Origin of the sequence: Chryseobacterium sp. Leaf404 (assembly GCF_001424145.1) — a bacterium.
Classification (GTDB): Bacteria; Bacteroidota; Bacteroidia; order Flavobacteriales; family Weeksellaceae; genus Chryseobacterium.
The window spans coordinates 47017-64601 of record NZ_LMQM01000011.1; the positions used below are offsets into that span (position 1 = coordinate 47017).

Genomic DNA, 17585 nt, shown 5'->3' on the forward strand with positions numbered 1-17585 from the left:
GGGATTTACGATTTGTATACTTAACAGGATTTTTTAAAAAAAAGGTCGGCAACATTTAATATTCAAGACTCAAAGTTCAATATTAAATGCTCATTTCCCATCATCCATCATCCATCATTAATCAATCATCATTTATCAATTATCATTAATACAAAAAGCACCGATTTTCATCGATGCTTTTAAAATATTTTAAGGAAAACTTCTTATGAATTTTTCAGTGCTTCTGCTCCTGATACTATTTCTAAAATCTCGTTGGTGATGGCTGCCTGTCTTGCTTTGTTGTAGAAAATCTTCAGATCATTTCTAAGCGCTTCTGCATTATCTGTTGCTTTGTGCATTGCCGTCATTCTAGCTCCGTGTTCTGATGCTACAGAATCTAAAACAGCTTTGAACATCTGCGTTTTGATAGATTTAGGAATAAGATTATCCAGAATCTCTGCTCTGTCCGGTTCAAAGATATAATCAGTTTCTACCACTGGCTCAGTGTTTTCCGGCATTGAAATGGGCAACAGTTTTTCTGTAGTTACTTCCTGAGTGGCAGCATTTACAAATTTGTTGTAGATTAAATAAACTTCATCGAAAGTACCTTCTCTAAAGCTTTTCATAACCCCTTCAGCAACATTTGAAACAGAGTCAAAGTTCAGATTTTCAAAAATAGCACTGTCATTAGAATATACTTTACGGCTTCTTCTAACGGCATCGTACGCTTTTTTACCAATGGTAAGCACTTCGATTTCGTGGTGAGAATTATTCTGAAACTGAATATTAAGCTCTTTTACGATTGATGAGTTGAAAGCACCTGCCAAACCTCTGTTTGAAGTCACGGCGATGTACAGTACTTTTTTCACCTCTCTTTTCTGAGCATAAATAGAAACCTGATCAGGATCTGAACTTGCATTCACATTCTGAATAATCTCCTGTAGTTTCTCTGAATACGGTCTCAGCATTACAATTGCGTCCTGTGCTTTCTTGAGTTTCGCTGCCGAAACCATTTTCATTGCACGTGTAATCTGCATTGTAGATGAGATTGACGTAATTCTGCCTCGTATTTCTTTTAAGTTTGCCATTCTACGGATTCAAGATTTAATATTCCGAATTCAAAATTTTTTCAACTTTGAATTCGGAATTTTGAATTGATTTTAGTTATATTTTGAAGCTAAATCATTAGCTGCCTGCTTAAGAACAGAAGTAATATCGTTATCGATTTTTCCGGTTTTGATAGCAGCCATAGTTTCAGGATGCTTAGATCTCAGGAAAGAAATATATTCTTCCTGGAATTCTTTTACTTTTTTCACAGGAACGTTTCTCATTAAATTCTCTGTACCAGCATAAATCATCGCCACCTGAGTATCTACAGGAAGTGGAGAGTTTACCGGCTGCTTCAGCAATTCAACGTTTCTTTCTCCTTTAGAGATTACTGCTAAAGTAGAAGCATCAAGGTCTGAACCGAATTTAGCAAACGCTTCCAGTTCTTTATACTGAGCCTGGTCTAATTTAAGAGTACCGGAAACTTTCTTCATAGATTTAATCTGAGCGTTACCTCCAACACGTGATACAGAAATACCTACGTTAATTGCCGGACGAACACCAGAGTTAAACAAGTCGGTTTCAAGGAAAATCTGTCCGTCAGTAATTGAAATTACGTTCGTTGGGATATATGCAGAAACGTCACCTGCCTGAGTTTCGATAATTGGAAGTGCAGTTAATGATCCGCCACCTTTTACCAAAGGTCTTAAAGATTCAGGTAAATCATTCATCTGGCTTGCGATATTGTCATCAGCAATCACTTTCGCAGCTCTTTCCAATAATCTTGAGTGAAGATAGAAAACGTCTCCCGGGTAAGCTTCACGGCCTGGTGGTCTTCTCAAAAGTAGAGAAAGCTCACGGTAAGCAACAGCCTGTTTAGATAAATCATCATAAACTATCAAAGCCGGTCTACCGGAATCTCTGAAGAATTCTCCGATAGAAGCACCAGCCATTGCAGAATATACCTGCATAGGAACTGGATCTGAAGCATTAGCTGCAACAATTACTGTATAAGCCAAGGCACCTTTATCTGATAATGTTTTTACGATTTGTGCAACAGTAGAAGCTTTCTGACCAATTGCAACATAGATACAATATACTGGCTGCCCAGCGTCAAAAAATTCTTTCTGGTTGATAATGGTATCAATAGCAACAGTAGTTTTACCTGTCTGTCTGTCACCAATGATTAGCTCTCTCTGACCTCTTCCTACAGGGATCATAGAGTCAATAGCAACGATACCTGTCTGTAGAGGCTCGGTTACCGGCTGTCTGTAGATAACACCTGGAGCTTTTCTTTCCAATGGCATCTCGTACAATTCACCTGTAATAGGTCCTTTACCGTCGATAGGGTTACCAAGAGTATCAACTACTCTACCCAACATCCCTTCTCCTACTTTGATAGAAGAGATTCTGTTTGTTCTTCTTACAGTGTCTCCTTCTTTTACCAATTTACTTTCACCCAAAAGAGCAACACCTACGTTGTCTTCTTCTAAGTTTAGTACAATACCTTCTACATCGCTAGCAAATTTTACCAATTCTCCGTATTGTACATTTTCTAACCCGTAAACACGGGCAATACCATCACCGATGGTAAGAACTGTACCTACTTCCTCAACGTTTGATTGAGTATCGAAGTTGGCCAATTGCTGTTTTAAGATCGCAGATACTTCTGCTGGATTTATTTCTGCCATTGTATGGTTGTTTTTTCTTTTTTAAATAATTTTTTATCAATCTAAATTGATAAAGATTACTTCAGTTAAAATTTAATTTAAATGAAAATCTTTCTTGATATTATTAAGTTTAGACTTCACAGAGGCATCTACCTGCTGATCTCCTACTCTTAAAATGTAACCTCCCAAAATTTCAGGTTTTACGATTACATTGATATCAAAGTTTGAATTTGGTTTAACCAGGTTTGATGATTTTAAAATCTCATTCAGATTTTCATTGGTAAGCTGAGTCGCAGTAGTAAGAGTAACTCTCTGTACACCGTTGATATCTTCAACTTTATTGATAAATTCCTGAGCGATATTTTTCAAATGATTTTCTCTGCCGTGTTTGATCACCAAAGTAATCAAATTCTGGGAAACCGGCGATAAACCTTTAAATATTTCTTTTGCTACCTCTACTTTCTTTTTTGCATCGATGTAAGGTGTTTTGAAAAATTTGTTTAAATCTTCAGATTCAGACATCAGTTTCTTCACATCTTTCATTTCAGAAAATACAGTAGCTGTCTGCCCGGATTCGTTGGTGAAATCGAGCAATCCCTGTGCGTATCTTTTAGCTACTTTAGATGTAAGCATTCTTAGTTAAGGTTTGATTTGTTTAAATAATTCTGAACCAGCTCGTTTTGTGCTTCGCTGTTATCCAGTTTTTGTTTAAGAATAGATTCTGCGATGTTTACAGACAAAGTACCGATTTGAGATTTGATGTCTGCCATGGCAGCATTTTTCTCAGAAGTAATGGTTTGTTTTGCAGCTTCGATTAGTTTTTCACCTTCAGATTTAGCGATATCTTTAGCCTCAGTAACAATTCTTTCTTTGATCTCTCTTGCTTCTTTCAGGATACCGTCTCTTTCGATTTTAGCCTCACGGATAATTCTTTCGTTATCAGCTTTAAGATCTTCCATTTCTTTTTTAGCCAGTTTTGCTTGGTTCAATGCATCAACAATAGATGTTTCTCTGTCGTTTACTGCATTTACAATTGGTTTCCATGCAAATTTCCCTAAGAGAAATAAAAGGATCACAAACGTAAGCGTCATCCAAAACAAAAGTCCAATTCCAGGTTCTATAATTCCCATATCTGTAAGTTCTTTTTAAATGTTATTTTATGGATCATTTTAAAATTCTTAGCAGCTGCCAACCGCAAGACTGCTAAGAATGTTTTTTGAGGATAGATTACTTGATGAAAGCACCAAAGATAATCGCGATAAGACCAGCACCTTCGATAAGACCTGCAGCAATAAGCATTGCTCCCTGAATCTTACCTGCTTGCTCTGGCTGTCTTGCGATAGCATCCATTGCGTGACCTCCGATTTTACCAATACCAAGACCAACGCCTAATACTGCTAAACCAATTCCTACGTAAACTAAACCTGCTCCTGTTGACATGTCCATAATAAATAAATTATATTAGTTAAAATTATTTTTTAAATTCCGTTTAATTAGTGAGCGTGCTCCTCATGATGATGATCCTGTACTGCGATACCAATAAATAATGCTGATAATACAGTAAAGATATATGCCTGTAAAGCTGCTACCAATAATTCAAGTACCGATACAAACAATGCCAATGGTACAGATGCAAATCCTAGTAAAGGAGATTTGAAGATGAAGATCAAAGAGATGATCGCCAAAATCATAATGTGACCTGCCGTTACGTTGGCAAAAAGTCGCATCATCAATGCAAAAGGCTTTGTGAAGATTCCGATGATTTCAATTGGAACCATGATCGGGTATAATAATAAAGGTACCGGTGGCATAAATATGTGTTTCCAGTAATCTTTATTCGCACTGAATAATGTAATTAATAAAGTAATGATTGCCAACACTGCCGTAATCGCAATGTTTCCTGTAAGGTTAGCTCCGAACGGAAAGAAAGGAATCAATCCGAAAAGGTTATTGAACCAGATAAAGAAAAATGCAGTCAATAAATAAGGCATATATCTTTTATACTTTACAGATCCGATGTTTGGAATAGCTACTTCGTCTCTTATGAAAACGATCACAGGCTCCAGTAGTCTACCCGCTCCTTTTGGTAACTGAGATTTTTTATAGTTTCTTGCCATTCCGATGAAAATTACAGCCATGAAAATAACTGAAAGAAGCATCGATGCAGTATTTTTAGTAATAGAAAGATCAAAGTAAGAATCAGCTGCAGATTGTTTTCCTGAAATCATTCCGAAAAGTCTTGCTTCCTGGATTCCTTTTGTAGAAACTACTTTACCGTGCTGTAAAGTATAACCTTCGTGCTCGTGACCGTGTGCGATATCACTTGAAAGGAAAGTATGCCATCCAGCATTGTCCTTAATAATAATTGGAAGAGGAACAGAAACGTGATGCTCTACACCGTTATCATCTTTAGTAGTCCATAAATGCCATTCATTTGAATCACCGATGTGCTCCATGATCATTTCTGTAGCATTGAAGCCTTTTTCGCCCTCTTTGTGCTCTACTTTTTCAGCAGATTTTTCACCTTCAGATTCGTGCTGTGCAGAAGCAAAACTACCGACAAGTACAAATAAAAATGTGAAAAATAATGAAGAAATCTTTCTGTTCATATCTCTTTTTTAATCGTGTGCAAATATATCGAATTTATTACAGTCTGCAAATATTAAAAATTGATTTTTATCATCAAAAAAGTCACGATTTGTTAATCAGTTTTATCACACTCCAGTACATCAGACAAGACGAAATAACAAAACATACCACAAGAAAAATAAAATTGGGTCTCGCTTTTTCTATCAGCATGAGTGAAATTGCCATCCACAAAACATCTTTGGTGATATTTACCACAAGAAACTTCATCGCAGCATCATCTTTTTTATACATGTATCTTTTAAATATAATGTAGACCATCAGGTTTAAAATCAGCATTAAAAGAATTACAATAAAACAATCAAAAAAATACATTTTGCAAAAATAAAATTATAATTGAAAAACAGCGACATAACGATGTTTTAAATTCTTAAAAAAAAGCTTATTTTTGCAAACCTTATATATTATTTTTTATGTTTAATAGTTTACAGGATAAATTAGATAAAGCACTGCACAACATTTCCGGAAGAGGAAAAATCACCGAAATCAACGTTGCAGAGACCGTAAAAGAAATCAGAAGAGCGTTGGTGGATGCTGACGTTAACTATAAAGTTGCCAAAGACCTTACCAAAAGAGTTCAGGACAAAGCTTTGGGACAAAACGTTCTTACATCGCTTACTCCGGGACAGCTGATGACGAAAATCGTTCACGACGAGTTGGTAGAATTGATGGGAGGTTCTCAGGAAGGCATCAATCTTTCAGGTAAACCGTCTGTGATTCTTATCGCAGGTCTTCAGGGTTCAGGTAAAACCACTTTTTCCGGAAAACTTGCCAATTACCTTAAAACAAAAAGAAGCAAAAAACCTTTATTGGTAGCGTGCGACGTTTACCGTCCTGCTGCAATTGATCAGCTGAAAGTTCTTGGTGGACAGATCGGAGTTCCGGTTTTCACCGAAGAAGGTTCCACAGATCCTGCAGGTATTGCTAAAAATGCCATTGCCTATGCCAAATCTAATGGTCACGATATTGTAATCGTTGATACGGCGGGCCGTTTGGCGATTGATGAGCAGATGATGAACGAGATTAAAGTTGTTCACACTACTATTCAGCCTAATGAAACACTTTTCGTAGTTGACTCAATGACAGGTCAGGATGCTGTAAATACGGCAAAAGCCTTCAACGATACTTTGAATTTTGATGGGGTTGTTTTAACGAAATTAGACGGTGATACCCGTGGTGGAGCTGCTTTAACGATTCGTTCGGTAGTTGAAAAGCCAATTAAATTCATTTCTACAGGAGAGAAAATGGAAGCTTTAGACCTTTTCTACCCGGAAAGGATGGCCGACAGAATCCTGGGAATGGGAGACGTTGTTTCCTTAGTAGAAAGAGCTCAGGAGCAGTTTGACGAAGAGGAAGCAAAAAAACTTCACAAAAAAATTGCTAAAAATGAGTTTGGTTTTGATGACTTCTTGAAGCAAATCAACCAGATCAAAAAAATGGGTAACATGAAAGACCTTATGGGAATGATCCCGGGAGTAGGAAAAGCCATTAAAGATGTTGAGATCAGCGACGATGCATTTAAACATATCGAAGCGATTATTCATTCTATGACTCCGGATGAAAGAAGAAGACCCTCTATCATCAATACGCAGAGAAAAAACAGAATTGCCAAGGGTGCAGGTAGAAAAATTGAAGACGTGAACGCTTTGATGAAACAGTTTGACCAAATGGGGAAAATGATGAAAATGATGCAGGGGCCACAGGGAAAACAAATGATGCAGATGATGAGCAAAATGCCAAATATGCCGGGAATGGGCGGAATGTTTGGAAAATAGGTTGGCTTATGGCTTATGGCTTATGGCTTATGGCTTAAAAATACAAAACTCTCAGATTTTCTGGGAGTTTTTTTTGTGATTCCCAGAAGGTTTTAAAAATATTCTCATTTTTAAGAGACTGTTTACAAATTATTATAATAGTTTGATTATATTGATTTTTAAAGGCTTGCTTAATTGAGTCTTCGACAGGCTCAGAATGACAAATGTAATACTAACCGCTTAATTTAACGGTGTCACTAGGAGCTCGTCGAAGAGTTTTTGAATCAGAATTACTTTTTTGATAAAATTTAAACAGGATCTTAGAATTGTTTGCTATTTTTATGGAATTAAATAAAGATCGACGAAGTGCCCGAAGACAAAAGTTGTGCGACTTCATGAAAAACGAAACACTGAAAGAAATATCACAAAATTATCCGAATGAAATTATGCTTAACAACATCGATGATTTTGAAAATTTTGATGAACGTTTATCTGTTATTGATTGTATCGTAGTCAATACAATTGGTGTGGAAGAGGATATTTTGAATTTACTCCAGACAATAATCCACCGTTAGAAGATGAAATTTTTATGTTGGATTTGGGCATTCAGACCTGACTCAACAGATGAAATTCTCGAAATTACTTAGAATGAAGATTTAAAATTTGCTTTAAATTCATATTTAAACAATTCCCTGGATAAATTTTGGGATTATATCAGCTAAATTATGACCAAAAGCCATATTCGACATGCCAGAGGTAAAAAAATATTGATTTTTCCCATATTGATTTTACCCATGTCGAACCTTGTCTTCCGCTAAAACAGCATCTAATAGCATAAAAAAAAGCAAAATGAAAAAACTGATTTTACTCTTAGTAATTCTCACATTTAATTTTTCTGCGAAAGCCGAATGCTCGTTTTCAGGTATTAATGTTTGGCCAAATCAACAAAATATTGCACCAAATTCAATATTTGTGGTGGAAGGTTATGCTCAGTCTCAGGAATTAATCTTACAGCTTAACAAAAAAAATAGAATTTATTTAACAGGCAACGCAGTAAGGATTCCATTAAAAGTTTTAAGGATTTTAAAAGGTCAATTTGGGCTTACACAGGCAATTTTACAGCCGGAAAGAGAACTTCAGACCGGAAAAACTTACGAACTTCAAATTGGCGGTCTGGGAGAATATGAAAAACAGGACTACAAAGTTGCAAAATGGACAGTCAGCTCAAAAAAAGACCTCGACAAGCCTGTTTGGGAATGTTTGCCAATTTACAACAGCCGAAGTTACACATCATTTGGATGTGGCCCGGAAATGCATGTAAACTTTTGTGGAATATTTAAAGACAACTCACCTACTCTGATTTATGCCAAAGTCTTTAACCGAAAAAACAAAACACATTCTGACTATTTTTTAACAAGTGAAGGTCAAAATATTTCAATCGGACATGGTATGTGCAGCGGTGCATTTGCTTTTGATAAAGACACTGATTACGAAGTTCAGTTTGGTCTGATGGATGCAAGCGGAAATGAAAATATGAAATTAACTGAACCTGTTAAATTTACTAGTCCGACATCAAAAGATGAATCTGACAGTGAATCTGTCTGCAACTGCACAACAAAGTCTACAGTAAGTAATAAAACAGCTGGCAAATCAAACCTTTTAATTTACTCATTATTGGGAGGAGTGATAGCTGCTATTGGCATAGTAGTTTATCTAAAACAAAAAAATGCTGTCAGCTAAAAAGTATTTTCAGAAACGGAGCTGACTTACTTACATTAATAAAGAGATAAATTGCTCATGAAAACCAAACCACAAAACTTTAATTACAGCGATTTTGAAGCAGTAAAAAACATTGCCCTCACTTTCCCTGGAACTGAAGAAAGCACGTCTCACGAGGGCACGCCTTCAGTTAAAATGCGTGGCAAACTGATGTGCAGACTTCATGACAGTGGAGAATTTATTCCGATACGGCTTGATTTTGAATTCAGAGACAGGTATCTGAAAACCTATCCTGAGATTTTCATTTACCTGACCATTTTAAAAATTACCCTTACATCTGTATGTGGATTCATAATCACAATCACAAATTAATCACTGAAGTTCTCGAACTGAGCTGGAAAGGTCTTGCCACTAAAAGGCAAATCAAGGAATATGATGAAAATAACTTGGCAAATGATTTGTGAAATTGAAAAAACATGCTACAACTCCCGTTTTAATACAATATCACACTTTACCTTTACGCAGAATTATAGACAATTGTAAATGAGATATTTGAAAATATTTCCGGTACATTAATCATACAAAAAAATCCTGAGAAAAAAATCTCAGGATTTATATCAAATAATGTTTACTGATTATTTAGAGAAAACATATTTAACACCGATACCCACGTTAGTAAGGTTTAATCCAAAGTTAAAGTTGTTTACATTTTTAGCTCCATCCACATCATATTTAGATGTATTGTAACCGAATTCTCCAATTGTAGCTTCGATCGTCCAGTTTTTGTTTAAGAAATAATCCAAACCTGGCTTAATTGAAACACCTACTGCATTATATTTTACTTTGTCTGAAGTTGTAGAATTATTAAAATTTTCTTCAGCTTTTTCGGTACCGAATTCCATAGGAACTGAAAGTTGACCAAAAAAGTATAACTTATCACCTAAAGTCCAGTATTTTCTTACGAAAGGCTCTACAACAAATGCAGATCGAGTATATTTATCATAACTATTTGTATCTGTTTCCTTAACGCTTCTTGAAGCATATCCTAAACCTGCACCAATAGCAAGGTTTGGAGCAACAAAATATCCTACGGTAGGTACAATTTCGAAGTCGTCAACTTTTGTATCACTGTTATTATCTTCAATTGAAGAATAACGTACAGTACCCGAAACATAAGTAGTTCCCTTAGCGATTGGTCCTGGAGTTGTCTGAGCGTTTCCTAAACCGAAAAGTGCAACAGCACTTGCAACTAATAATTTTTTCATTTTTGATTAATTTTATACTTTCTGGGAGCAAATGTATAGTGACAATTTTCAAAATTAAAATTTGTTAATATGATTGATATCACGCATCATTATTGAGTTTTTACGGGAAAAATTCACAGTGTGATGTTTAAAATGACTATTTCACAATGAACACAAAAAAAAATTCCGATTTTGCAACCGGAAAAAATTTATTGTTATTTTTTTATCAATTCTACTTTAAGAAGAAATTTACACCAAGATTAATGGCTCCAAAATTCGAATCTATTCTTCTGTCTCTTCTTTCCCAGTCTCCTCTTTCGCTTCCAATATTCTGATATCCTAGATACAGTTCTGCTTTAGGCAACTGAAATCCAACTTTTGGATACACATAAAGCCCACTGTTGATACCTTCTTTGGTTGAAATCGCTCCACCCAAATCCAAGCCCACAAACAGAGGAAGCCCGTTAAATCTGTATTTTCCTGAAGCAGCCAACGGAATAAATCCGAAATCATCCCATCTGTCTTTCCCGAAAAAATGGGAATATCCGGAAGCGATACCCACATCGAGACCTTTCATAACTGTCCACATATAAGCTGCATCAACTCCCAGTGTGAAGGCTGCAACTTCTGAAGCATCACCCACAGGAGCACCGATGTGACCACCTAATTTAAAACCTGACTGCGCGTTTGCAAAATTTCCAAACAGGGCAAAGGCACCTAATAAAATTAACTTTTTCATTTCTCTTTAGTTTAAAATTATTTTATAATGCCTACCACACTGCAAATCCGATGCCGCACAAAAAAAGCAGAACTAAAATGTTCTGCTTTACTTTTATTTAAAACCGAGGAATATATTATTTACCTCCAAACTTGAAACCAACACCAATCTGGAAGAAGCTGTTTTTCAAAGTTTCGTCTCCTTCAGGGTTTTTTATCATGTTTGAAACACCAAGGTTGTATCTTGCATCAAAGAATAATCCGTTATTCAAAGTATATTCCGCTCCGATAAATGGTGCAAGGTTAAGCGAATTTACATCGTCTTTAATGTCTTCTGTTCCGCTTTGAGAAGCAGACTGACCTCCTGCCGAACCAGTTACTGAATATTCAGTCTCTGCAGTGGTTACAATGCCTACATTTAATCCCAATCCAAAAGCCAGATTTTCTGTAGCAAAATATTTTGCACTTACAGGAATCTGCACCATACCAAATTTAAGATCAGTTTTCGCAGTACCGGTTACCGTTACTCCCATTTCTGTGATGTTGAAAGATTCTTCCTGCTTACCACCCAGTTCTGAATACAAAACTTCTCCCTGCACAGCAAACTTATCATTAAATTTATATTCAGCAAAACCTCCTGCATAGAAAGTTGATTTTGAATCAAATTTATAAGATTCTCCTGATCCTTCAGCTTTTAACATCGAAAGAGAATAACCCGCCTTCGGACCAAATCTGAATTCCTGTGCATTGGCAATTGTAGTTCCAAGAAAAGCAAATAACGCAATAGTTAATAATTTTTTCATCTGATTATTTTAAAGTTTAACATTTTATTAAGACTCCAAATATATCACATTTTACAGAACTACCAAATATTTTTTAAAATTTAGCAAAAAACTTCAATCCTGTTGCCTCTTATCATCTTCGTTATAAGCCAGAATAATCTTTTTTACCACAGGATGTCTCACTACATCTTCTTCCGTAAGATGCACAAAACCAATCTCTTTCACATCTTTCAGTATTCTCATCGCTTCACGAAGACCAGACTGCTGTTTTGGAGGTAAATCTACCTGACTGGGATCTCCCGTGATGATAAATTTGGCATTCATCCCCATTCTGGTAAGAAACATTTTCATTTGGGAGCGTGTTGTATTTTGAGCTTCATCCAGAATTACGAAGGCATCATCCAATGTACGCCCTCTCATAAAAGCCAGCGGAGCCACTTCTATAATTCTCTTTTCCATAAAACCTTCCAGCTTCTCATGCGGAATCATATCTCTTAACGCATCATAAAGGGGCTGCATATACGGATCCAGCTTTTCTTTAAGGTCACCGGGCAAAAAACCAAGGCTCTCACCGGCTTCCACTGCAGGTCTCGTAAGAATAATTCTTTTAACTTCCTTATTTCTTAAAGCTCTCGCAGCTAAGGCAACACTCGTGTAAGTTTTCCCCGTTCCGGCAGGTCCGATGGCAAAAACCATATCTTTCTTATCGGTTTCCTTTACCAGTTTTTTGAGATTGGTGGTTTTAGCTTTAATGATTTTCCCATTAACACCTTTTACAATAATATCCTGATCAAAAACCAACTGTTTTTCGCTCTCATCTTTAAGGTTAAGAATACTTTCAAGATCCTTGAGACCGATGGAATTATTGCTGGAGATAAATCTGACGATATCGTCAAGTTTAAGTTTAAATATATCTAATGCCTCCCTGTTTCCGATGGCAAAAACAGAATGGTCTCTGCCGGTAATTTTAAGTGTGGGAAAGCTTGATTTTATCAAATTGAAATATTGGTTATTCACCCCATAGAAGATTTTCACATCAACATCTTCCAGATCATAAGTCAGTTCAAACATGCAAATAGTTTATTTTATAATTTTTAAAGTTAAATTATTTTTTTCTGAAATTATCCAAATACTTTTCCACATTTTGGTCATCTTTTTTTTAATTTTTAAATATATTTGCGCTTCGCATTTCTACGCATTTTTTTCATGTCTATTATTACGCTTACATCAGATTTAGGAACTTTAGATTACAGAGTTGCAGCCATCAAAGGCAGCATTCTTACGCTGAACCGTGAGGTAATTATTACAGATATTACCCACAGCATTCAGGCATTCAATTTAATACAGACATCACAGATTGTAAGAAACGCTTATAAATTTTTCCCTAAAGGAACAGTTCATATCATCTCCACAGACAGTTTTTATCACAAATCACGCAGAAATATTTTATATAAAGCTGATGGCTCATATTTTATCGCTGCGGATAACGGTGTTCTGAGCCTGATTTTTTTTGATATCAAACCTGAAGCCATTTACGAAATCACCCTTAACAACAGATTTGATGACATTGTAAATTTTACATCCACCGATGTTTTTGTGCCTGTGGCAGTACATTTGGCAAACGGCGGCCTCCCGGAAGTTATAGGACGGAAAATAGATATAGTAAAACAGCTCTCTTTCCCAAGGCCTGTTTATAATGAATCTGAAAAAATAATGGTGGGCGAAGTAACATACATTGACAATTTCGGAAATATAATCTCAAATATCAACAAAGAATTTTTTGAAAGCATCATGCGCGGACAGGAGAATTTTACCATCAAATTCAGAAACCTGAGCCTGTCTAAAATCTTCTCAACCCATACAGAGCTAGTAAGCGACTGGGAGCGTGAAACAGAGTACCACGGGCAGTCTGCGGCGATATTCAATGACAGTGATCTGCTGGAACTTACCATTTATAAAGGCAGCAAAAAGAATGGTGCTAAAAGTCTTTTCGGCTTGAATGTGGGCGAAAAAATATTCATTCAGTTTTCATAAAATTATACATTTCGTAAAAAAACCGATTTTTTTTATATATTTGTCAAAATCTAAAATTTAAAAATGGCAGAATACAAATTATTGCTTCCGTCGATGGGTGAAGGCGTTATGGAAGCTACAGTAATCACTTGGTTGTTCAATGAAGGTGATCAGGTAAAAGAAGATGATTCGGTAGTGGAAATTGCAACAGATAAGGTTGATTCAGACGTTCCGACACCAGTTTCGGGGAAAATCGTGAAAATCCTGAAGCAGAAAGACGAGGTTGCAAAAGTAGGTGAAGCCATTGCGATTTTAGAAATTGAAGGAGAAGGCGAAAACACAGCTACAGAAGAAGTAAAAACTGAAACTTCAGCTCCGGATGCAGAAACCATCAAGGCAATTGAAGAGCCTTTAAATCCAACAGCGACTTCTCACGTAGAATTTTCGGGAGATCTTTACCTTTCTCCGCTTGTAAAATCTATTGCTCAGGAAGAAAACATTTCTGAATCTGAACTGAAAAACATCAAAGGAAGTGGTTTGGAAGGCAGAATTACCAAAGAAGACATTTTAACATTCGTTAAAAACCGCGGAAACCAGCCACAACAGGCAGTTCAGCAACAAGCTACTCCGGTTCAGGCAGTATCTACTCCACCAGCTGCTACTTCAGCTCCGGCTTCAACAATTTCTGTTGGTGCAGGTGACGAAATCATTCCTATGGACAGAATGAGAAAAATCATCGCTGAAAACATGGTGAAAGCAAAACACATTGCTCCACACGTAACCTCTTTCATCGAAACCGACGTAACCAACGTAGTAAAATGGAGAGCGAAGAACAAAGATATGTTTGAGAAACGTGAAGGTGAAAAACTGACTTTCATGCCGATTTTCGTGAAAGCGATTGTAAAAGCGATTCAGGATTTCCCAATGATCAATGTTTCCATCAATGGTGACAACATCATCAAAAAGAAAAACATCAATATCGGTATGGCAACAGCTTTACCAGACGGAAATTTAATAGTACCTGTTATCAAAAATGCAGATCAGTTATCCCTTTCAGGTTTGGCAAAAGCCATCAATGATTTGGCTTACAGAGCAAGAAACAAAAAATTAAGACCGGAAGATACTCAGGGAGCAACATACACGATTTCTAATGTAGGAAGCTTTGGAAATTTAATGGGAACTCCTATTATTCCTCAGCCTCAGGTGGCAATTATGGCTATCGGAGCGATTGTTAAAAAACCAGCAGTTCTTGAGACTAAGGATGGTGATGTAATCGCAATTCGTCAGTTGATGTTCATGTCTCACTCTTACGATCACAGAGTTGTAGACGGTTCTTTAGGTGGAATGATGTTGAAACACGTTCACGATTACCTGCAAAACTGGGATCTCAACACGGAAATATAAGTAATAAGTGATGGGTAATGAGTAATTCGCTCAGAGCCGATTTCAGATACAAAACCTTCGGAATTTTTTCGGAGGTTTTTTTATTAATCTATATACAACGTTTGTCGTTCCGCAGGAATCTATATCAGTTTTGTAAAGATGCTTACAACATGACAAACCTGAAGATAAATAATGATTATGATCAATCCTGAAATTATATACCCGATTAAAGAAATGATATTTTTTATGAATTCAAAAATTCATTAAGCTAAAATAGATTTAAAATTTCCATATTCGTAAAAATTAGCTTAAATTTGAGCTATGCGTAGAATATTGATCTACATCCGACGAGGTCTCAAAAAATCATTCGACAATATCCGAAACGAACAGCTGAAGAATAACCTTCTTCAGGCGGTTCCCTTCTGGATTGGCTCGGTGATTACAGGTTTTTTTGCCGTGATGTATGCGAAAATATTTGCGTGGGGCGAAAATCTGCTGCATTTTATTCTCAATTGGCACGACTGGATGATTTTCATCATTGCTCCAATTGCATTCGTTTTATCCTGGTGGCTGGTAAAAGAATTTGCTCCCAATGCCAAAGGCAGCGGAATTCCGCAGGTGATGGCGGCTGTAGAACTGGCCAATCCCAAAGAACATAAAAAAATACGAAGTCTTTTAAGTTTAAAAATTATTATTTTTAAAATTATCTCATCCGTTGTTCTGGTGATTGGTGGTGGGGCTGTTGGCCGTGAAGGTCCGACAATTCAGATTTCAGGATCTGTCTTCAGAAAAGTGAACGAATACCTACCAGACTGGTGGCCGAAAATCTCCAAGAAAAATATGATTATGACCGGAGCTGCAGCAGGATTGGCAGCGGCTTTCAACACTCCTCTCGGCGGAATTGTTTTTGCCGTGGAGGAACTTTCAAAAACGCATATCAATTACTTCAAAACAGCCCTTTTTACCGCTGTAATTATAGCAGGTTTAACGGCACAGACTTTAGCAGGTTCTTATTTATATTTAGGTTATCCGAAAACAAATGATGTTTCTTTAATGGTAATGTTCCCGATCATTCTGGTAGGTGGAGTTGCGGGAATGCTGGCAAGTCAGCTCGCAGTGACGATGCTTAAAATCAACAGCTGGAAAAAGAGAAAACTGAAGTCTGACCGCGCAAATGTCTTATTTTTGGTGAGTTGTGCCATGATCATTGCTTTGATATCATTTTTTATCAGCCGGGAAATTTTAGGTTCAGGAAAAGAAATTATGGAACGGGTACTTTTTACACAGGACAAACACGAATCCTGGTATGTTCCGATTCTGAGAATGCTGGGTCCTGCCTTATCCTTCACTTCTGGTGGCGCGGGAGGAATTTTTGCGCCGGCTTTAACAGCAGGAGCAAGTATTGGTTCTGTAATTTCAGGAGTTATTCATCTGACGCCGAACGAAACCAATGTGGTTATTCTTGCCGGAATGGTTGCTTTTTTGACAGGAATCACGAGAGCTCCGTTTACATCAGCAATCATTGTTCTGGAAATGACCGACAGACATTCGCTGATTTTCCATCTGATGCTCGCAGGGATGATGTCTTCTTTATTCTCTATCCTGGTAAGCAGACATTCTTTATATGATGTTTTGAAAATGAATTTCCTGCATGAAATCAGAAGTGAAGAAAATATTGAAACTGACGGAAAAAATCCAGATACTAAGCATTAAATCTTTATTTTACATTAATCTTTCATTTTCAGCAGATAAAATACAGTCTCTTTATTGTATATCCTAAATTTAATTCATACTTTTGCACCTCGAAATAATTAACAAATTCATTTAACATTATGAACAATTACGAAACTGTTTTCATTTTAACTCCCGTTCTATCTGAGTCTCAGGTGGAGGAAGCAGTGAACAAGTATGTAGATCTTTTGAAAGAAAAGAACTGTGAAATTGTCACTAGAGAAAATTGGGGATTAAAAAAACTGGCTTATCCGATTCAATTGAAAAAGAACGGATTCTACACTTTAATCGAATTTAAAGGAGAAGGTACTGTAGTTGCTGATTTAGAATTGGCATTCAAACGTGACGAGAGAGTAATCCGTTACCTTACTACAAAACTAGACAAGCATGCTATTGAGTACGCTGTAACAAGAAGAGCAAAAGTAAAAGCGGCTAGAGCTTAATCATTAACCAATTATTTAAAAGACAAAGACATGGCAATAGACGATATGGCTAAACAAGCCTCAGCTGGTGGAGAATCTGAAGTAAAATTCCTTACACCACTTGATATCAATACTAAAACTGATAAAAAGTACTGTAGATTCAAAAAATTCGGAATCAAGCACGTTGATTACAAAGATGCTGATTTCTTATTACAGTTCGTAAACGAGCAAGGTAAAATCTTACCTAGAAGATATACCGGTACTTCTTTGAAATATCAGAGAAAAGTCTCTTCTGCTATAAAAAGAGCAAGACACTTATCTTTACTACCTTACGTAGCTGATTTATTGAAATAATAAGAGCCAGGTAAAAAGACAAAATAAACAAGTACGTACTTGTTGCTGAATTAATTTTAAATTCTAACGAAGTCTAGAGAATCCCGAAACTCAAATCCGGAACTCTAAACTCCAAAAACGGACA

Annotated in this window: 20 protein-coding genes; 9 read left to right on the forward strand and 11 right to left on the reverse strand. The window is 36.5% G+C overall.

The window, feature by feature from the left end:
• Positions 1 to 203 precede the first annotated feature (203 nt).
• The 7 genes from atpG to ASG31_RS09950 form a co-directional block, all read right to left on the reverse strand.
• Complete coding sequence (gene atpG / locus ASG31_RS09920) at positions 204 to 1067, reverse strand: ATP synthase F1 subunit gamma (protein WP_056031550.1); 864 nt, start codon at positions 1065 to 1067, stop codon at positions 204 to 206.
• 72 nt (positions 1068 to 1139) lie between these two features.
• Positions 1140 to 2717, reverse strand: a complete 1578-nt coding sequence (gene atpA, locus ASG31_RS09925; RefSeq protein WP_056031553.1) for a F0F1 ATP synthase subunit alpha — start codon at positions 2715 to 2717, stop codon at positions 1140 to 1142.
• Between the two features lie 72 nt (positions 2718 to 2789).
• On the reverse strand, positions 2790 to 3329 hold the full coding sequence (gene atpH, locus ASG31_RS09930) for an ATP synthase F1 subunit delta (RefSeq protein WP_056031555.1): 540 nt from the start codon (positions 3327 to 3329) through the stop codon (positions 2790 to 2792).
• 2 nt (positions 3330 to 3331) lie between these two features.
• A complete protein-coding gene (locus ASG31_RS09935; RefSeq protein WP_056031557.1) occupies positions 3332 to 3826 on the reverse strand; it encodes a F0F1 ATP synthase subunit B in 495 nt (164 codons plus the stop codon).
• A gap of 97 nt (positions 3827 to 3923) precedes the next feature.
• Positions 3924 to 4142 (reverse strand): ATP synthase F0 subunit C, encoded by a 219-nt coding sequence (locus ASG31_RS09940; RefSeq protein WP_056031560.1) that lies wholly within the window; start codon positions 4140 to 4142, stop codon positions 3924 to 3926.
• A 47-nt stretch (positions 4143 to 4189) separates the two neighbouring features.
• Complete coding sequence (atpB, locus tag ASG31_RS09945; RefSeq protein WP_056031563.1) at positions 4190 to 5305, reverse strand: F0F1 ATP synthase subunit A; 1116 nt, start codon at positions 5303 to 5305, stop codon at positions 4190 to 4192.
• Between the two features lie 82 nt (positions 5306 to 5387).
• A complete protein-coding gene (locus ASG31_RS09950; RefSeq protein WP_185113206.1) occupies positions 5388 to 5621 on the reverse strand; it encodes a hypothetical protein in 234 nt (77 codons plus the stop codon).
• A 134-nt stretch (positions 5622 to 5755) separates the two neighbouring features.
• Here ASG31_RS09950 and ffh point away from each other — a divergent pair, with 134 nt between their 5' ends.
• The 4 genes from ffh to ASG31_RS09970 all read left to right on the forward strand — a co-directional run bounded on the left by ffh (position 5756) and on the right by ASG31_RS09970 (position 9187).
• A complete protein-coding gene (gene ffh / locus ASG31_RS09955) occupies positions 5756 to 7117 on the forward strand; it encodes a signal recognition particle protein (RefSeq protein WP_056031569.1) in 1362 nt (453 codons plus the stop codon).
• A gap of 374 nt (positions 7118 to 7491) precedes the next feature.
• Complete coding sequence (locus tag ASG31_RS09960) at positions 7492 to 7671, forward strand: hypothetical protein (protein ID WP_131725533.1); 180 nt, start codon at positions 7492 to 7494, stop codon at positions 7669 to 7671.
• 274 nt (positions 7672 to 7945) lie between these two features.
• The gene (locus tag ASG31_RS09965; protein ID WP_131725534.1) at positions 7946 to 8836 is read left to right on the forward strand and encodes a hypothetical protein; all 891 of its coding nucleotides are present in this window, start codon (positions 7946 to 7948) and stop codon (positions 8834 to 8836) included.
• Positions 8837 to 8893: 57 nt separating this feature from the next.
• Positions 8894 to 9187: a hypothetical protein gene (locus tag ASG31_RS09970; RefSeq protein WP_056031577.1), complete on the forward strand. Its 294-nt coding sequence runs from the start codon at positions 8894 to 8896 to the stop codon at positions 9185 to 9187.
• A gap of 263 nt (positions 9188 to 9450) precedes the next feature.
• Here ASG31_RS09970 and ASG31_RS09975 read toward each other — a convergent pair whose 3' ends face one another.
• The 4 genes from ASG31_RS09975 to ASG31_RS09990 all read right to left on the reverse strand — a co-directional run bounded on the left by ASG31_RS09975 (position 9451) and on the right by ASG31_RS09990 (position 12629).
• Positions 9451 to 10080 (reverse strand): outer membrane beta-barrel protein, encoded by a 630-nt coding sequence (locus tag ASG31_RS09975; RefSeq protein ID WP_056031580.1) that lies wholly within the window; start codon positions 10078 to 10080, stop codon positions 9451 to 9453.
• A gap of 211 nt (positions 10081 to 10291) precedes the next feature.
• Positions 10292 to 10798 carry a hypothetical protein gene (locus ASG31_RS09980; protein WP_056031583.1) on the reverse strand — a complete coding sequence of 169 codons (507 nt, stop codon included), beginning with the start codon at positions 10796 to 10798 and terminating at the stop codon, positions 10292 to 10294.
• A gap of 115 nt (positions 10799 to 10913) precedes the next feature.
• On the reverse strand, positions 10914 to 11579 hold the full coding sequence (locus ASG31_RS09985) for a porin family protein (RefSeq protein ID WP_056031586.1): 666 nt from the start codon (positions 11577 to 11579) through the stop codon (positions 10914 to 10916).
• A 93-nt stretch (positions 11580 to 11672) separates the two neighbouring features.
• Positions 11673 to 12629, reverse strand: a complete 957-nt coding sequence (locus ASG31_RS09990) for a PhoH family protein (RefSeq protein WP_056031588.1) — start codon at positions 12627 to 12629, stop codon at positions 11673 to 11675.
• Between the two features lie 135 nt (positions 12630 to 12764).
• Between ASG31_RS09990 and ASG31_RS09995 the strand changes: the two genes are divergently transcribed.
• The 5 genes from ASG31_RS09995 to rpsR all read left to right on the forward strand — a co-directional run bounded on the left by ASG31_RS09995 (position 12765) and on the right by rpsR (position 17461).
• A complete protein-coding gene (locus ASG31_RS09995; protein ID WP_056031590.1) occupies positions 12765 to 13592 on the forward strand; it encodes an S-adenosyl-l-methionine hydroxide adenosyltransferase family protein in 828 nt (275 codons plus the stop codon).
• 63 nt (positions 13593 to 13655) lie between these two features.
• Positions 13656 to 14975, forward strand: a complete 1320-nt coding sequence (locus ASG31_RS10000; RefSeq protein WP_056031592.1) for a dihydrolipoamide acetyltransferase family protein — start codon at positions 13656 to 13658, stop codon at positions 14973 to 14975.
• Positions 14976 to 15275: 300 nt separating this feature from the next.
• Complete coding sequence (locus tag ASG31_RS10005) at positions 15276 to 16667, forward strand: chloride channel protein (RefSeq protein ID WP_056031595.1); 1392 nt, start codon at positions 15276 to 15278, stop codon at positions 16665 to 16667.
• A gap of 119 nt (positions 16668 to 16786) precedes the next feature.
• On the forward strand, positions 16787 to 17128 hold the full coding sequence (gene rpsF / locus ASG31_RS10010) for a 30S ribosomal protein S6 (RefSeq protein ID WP_056031598.1): 342 nt from the start codon (positions 16787 to 16789) through the stop codon (positions 17126 to 17128).
• A 30-nt stretch (positions 17129 to 17158) separates the two neighbouring features.
• A complete protein-coding gene (gene rpsR / locus ASG31_RS10015) occupies positions 17159 to 17461 on the forward strand; it encodes a 30S ribosomal protein S18 (protein ID WP_056031600.1) in 303 nt (100 codons plus the stop codon).
• Positions 17462 to 17585 lie beyond the last annotated feature (124 nt).

Bases quoted from the DNA above. Each gene is read 5' to 3' on its own strand.
- atpG (WP_056031550.1), bottom strand. From the start codon at position 1,067: ATGGCAAACTTAAAAGAAATACGAGGCAGAATTACGTCAATCTCATCT.
- atpA (WP_056031553.1), bottom strand. From the start codon at position 2,717: ATGGCAGAAATAAATCCAGCAGAAGTATCTGCGATCTTAAAACAGCAA.
- atpH (WP_056031555.1), bottom strand. From the start codon at position 3,329: ATGCTTACATCTAAAGTAGCTAAAAGATACGCACAGGGATTGCTCGAT.
- ASG31_RS09935 (WP_056031557.1), bottom strand. From the start codon at position 3,826: ATGGGAATTATAGAACCTGGAATTGGACTTTTGTTTTGGATGACGCTT.
- ASG31_RS09940 (WP_056031560.1), bottom strand. From the start codon at position 4,142: ATGGACATGTCAACAGGAGCAGGTTTAGTTTACGTAGGAATTGGTTTA.
- atpB (WP_056031563.1), bottom strand. From the start codon at position 5,305: ATGAACAGAAAGATTTCTTCATTATTTTTCACATTTTTATTTGTACTT.
- ASG31_RS09950 (WP_185113206.1), bottom strand. From the start codon at position 5,621: ATGCTGATTTTAAACCTGATGGTCTACATTATATTTAAAAGATACATG.
- ffh (WP_056031569.1), top strand. From the start codon at position 5,756: ATGTTTAATAGTTTACAGGATAAATTAGATAAAGCACTGCACAACATT.
- ASG31_RS09960 (WP_131725533.1), top strand. From the start codon at position 7,492: ATGAAAAACGAAACACTGAAAGAAATATCACAAAATTATCCGAATGAA.
- ASG31_RS09965 (WP_131725534.1), top strand. From the start codon at position 7,946: ATGAAAAAACTGATTTTACTCTTAGTAATTCTCACATTTAATTTTTCT.
- ASG31_RS09970 (WP_056031577.1), top strand. From the start codon at position 8,894: ATGAAAACCAAACCACAAAACTTTAATTACAGCGATTTTGAAGCAGTA.
- ASG31_RS09975 (WP_056031580.1), bottom strand. From the start codon at position 10,080: ATGAAAAAATTATTAGTTGCAAGTGCTGTTGCACTTTTCGGTTTAGGA.
- ASG31_RS09980 (WP_056031583.1), bottom strand. From the start codon at position 10,798: ATGAAAAAGTTAATTTTATTAGGTGCCTTTGCCCTGTTTGGAAATTTT.
- ASG31_RS09985 (WP_056031586.1), bottom strand. From the start codon at position 11,579: ATGAAAAAATTATTAACTATTGCGTTATTTGCTTTTCTTGGAACTACA.
- ASG31_RS09990 (WP_056031588.1), bottom strand. From the start codon at position 12,629: ATGTTTGAACTGACTTATGATCTGGAAGATGTTGATGTGAAAATCTTC.
- ASG31_RS09995 (WP_056031590.1), top strand. From the start codon at position 12,765: ATGTCTATTATTACGCTTACATCAGATTTAGGAACTTTAGATTACAGA.
- ASG31_RS10000 (WP_056031592.1), top strand. From the start codon at position 13,656: ATGGCAGAATACAAATTATTGCTTCCGTCGATGGGTGAAGGCGTTATG.
- ASG31_RS10005 (WP_056031595.1), top strand. From the start codon at position 15,276: ATGCGTAGAATATTGATCTACATCCGACGAGGTCTCAAAAAATCATTC.
- rpsF (WP_056031598.1), top strand. From the start codon at position 16,787: ATGAACAATTACGAAACTGTTTTCATTTTAACTCCCGTTCTATCTGAG.
- rpsR (WP_056031600.1), top strand. From the start codon at position 17,159: ATGGCAATAGACGATATGGCTAAACAAGCCTCAGCTGGTGGAGAATCT.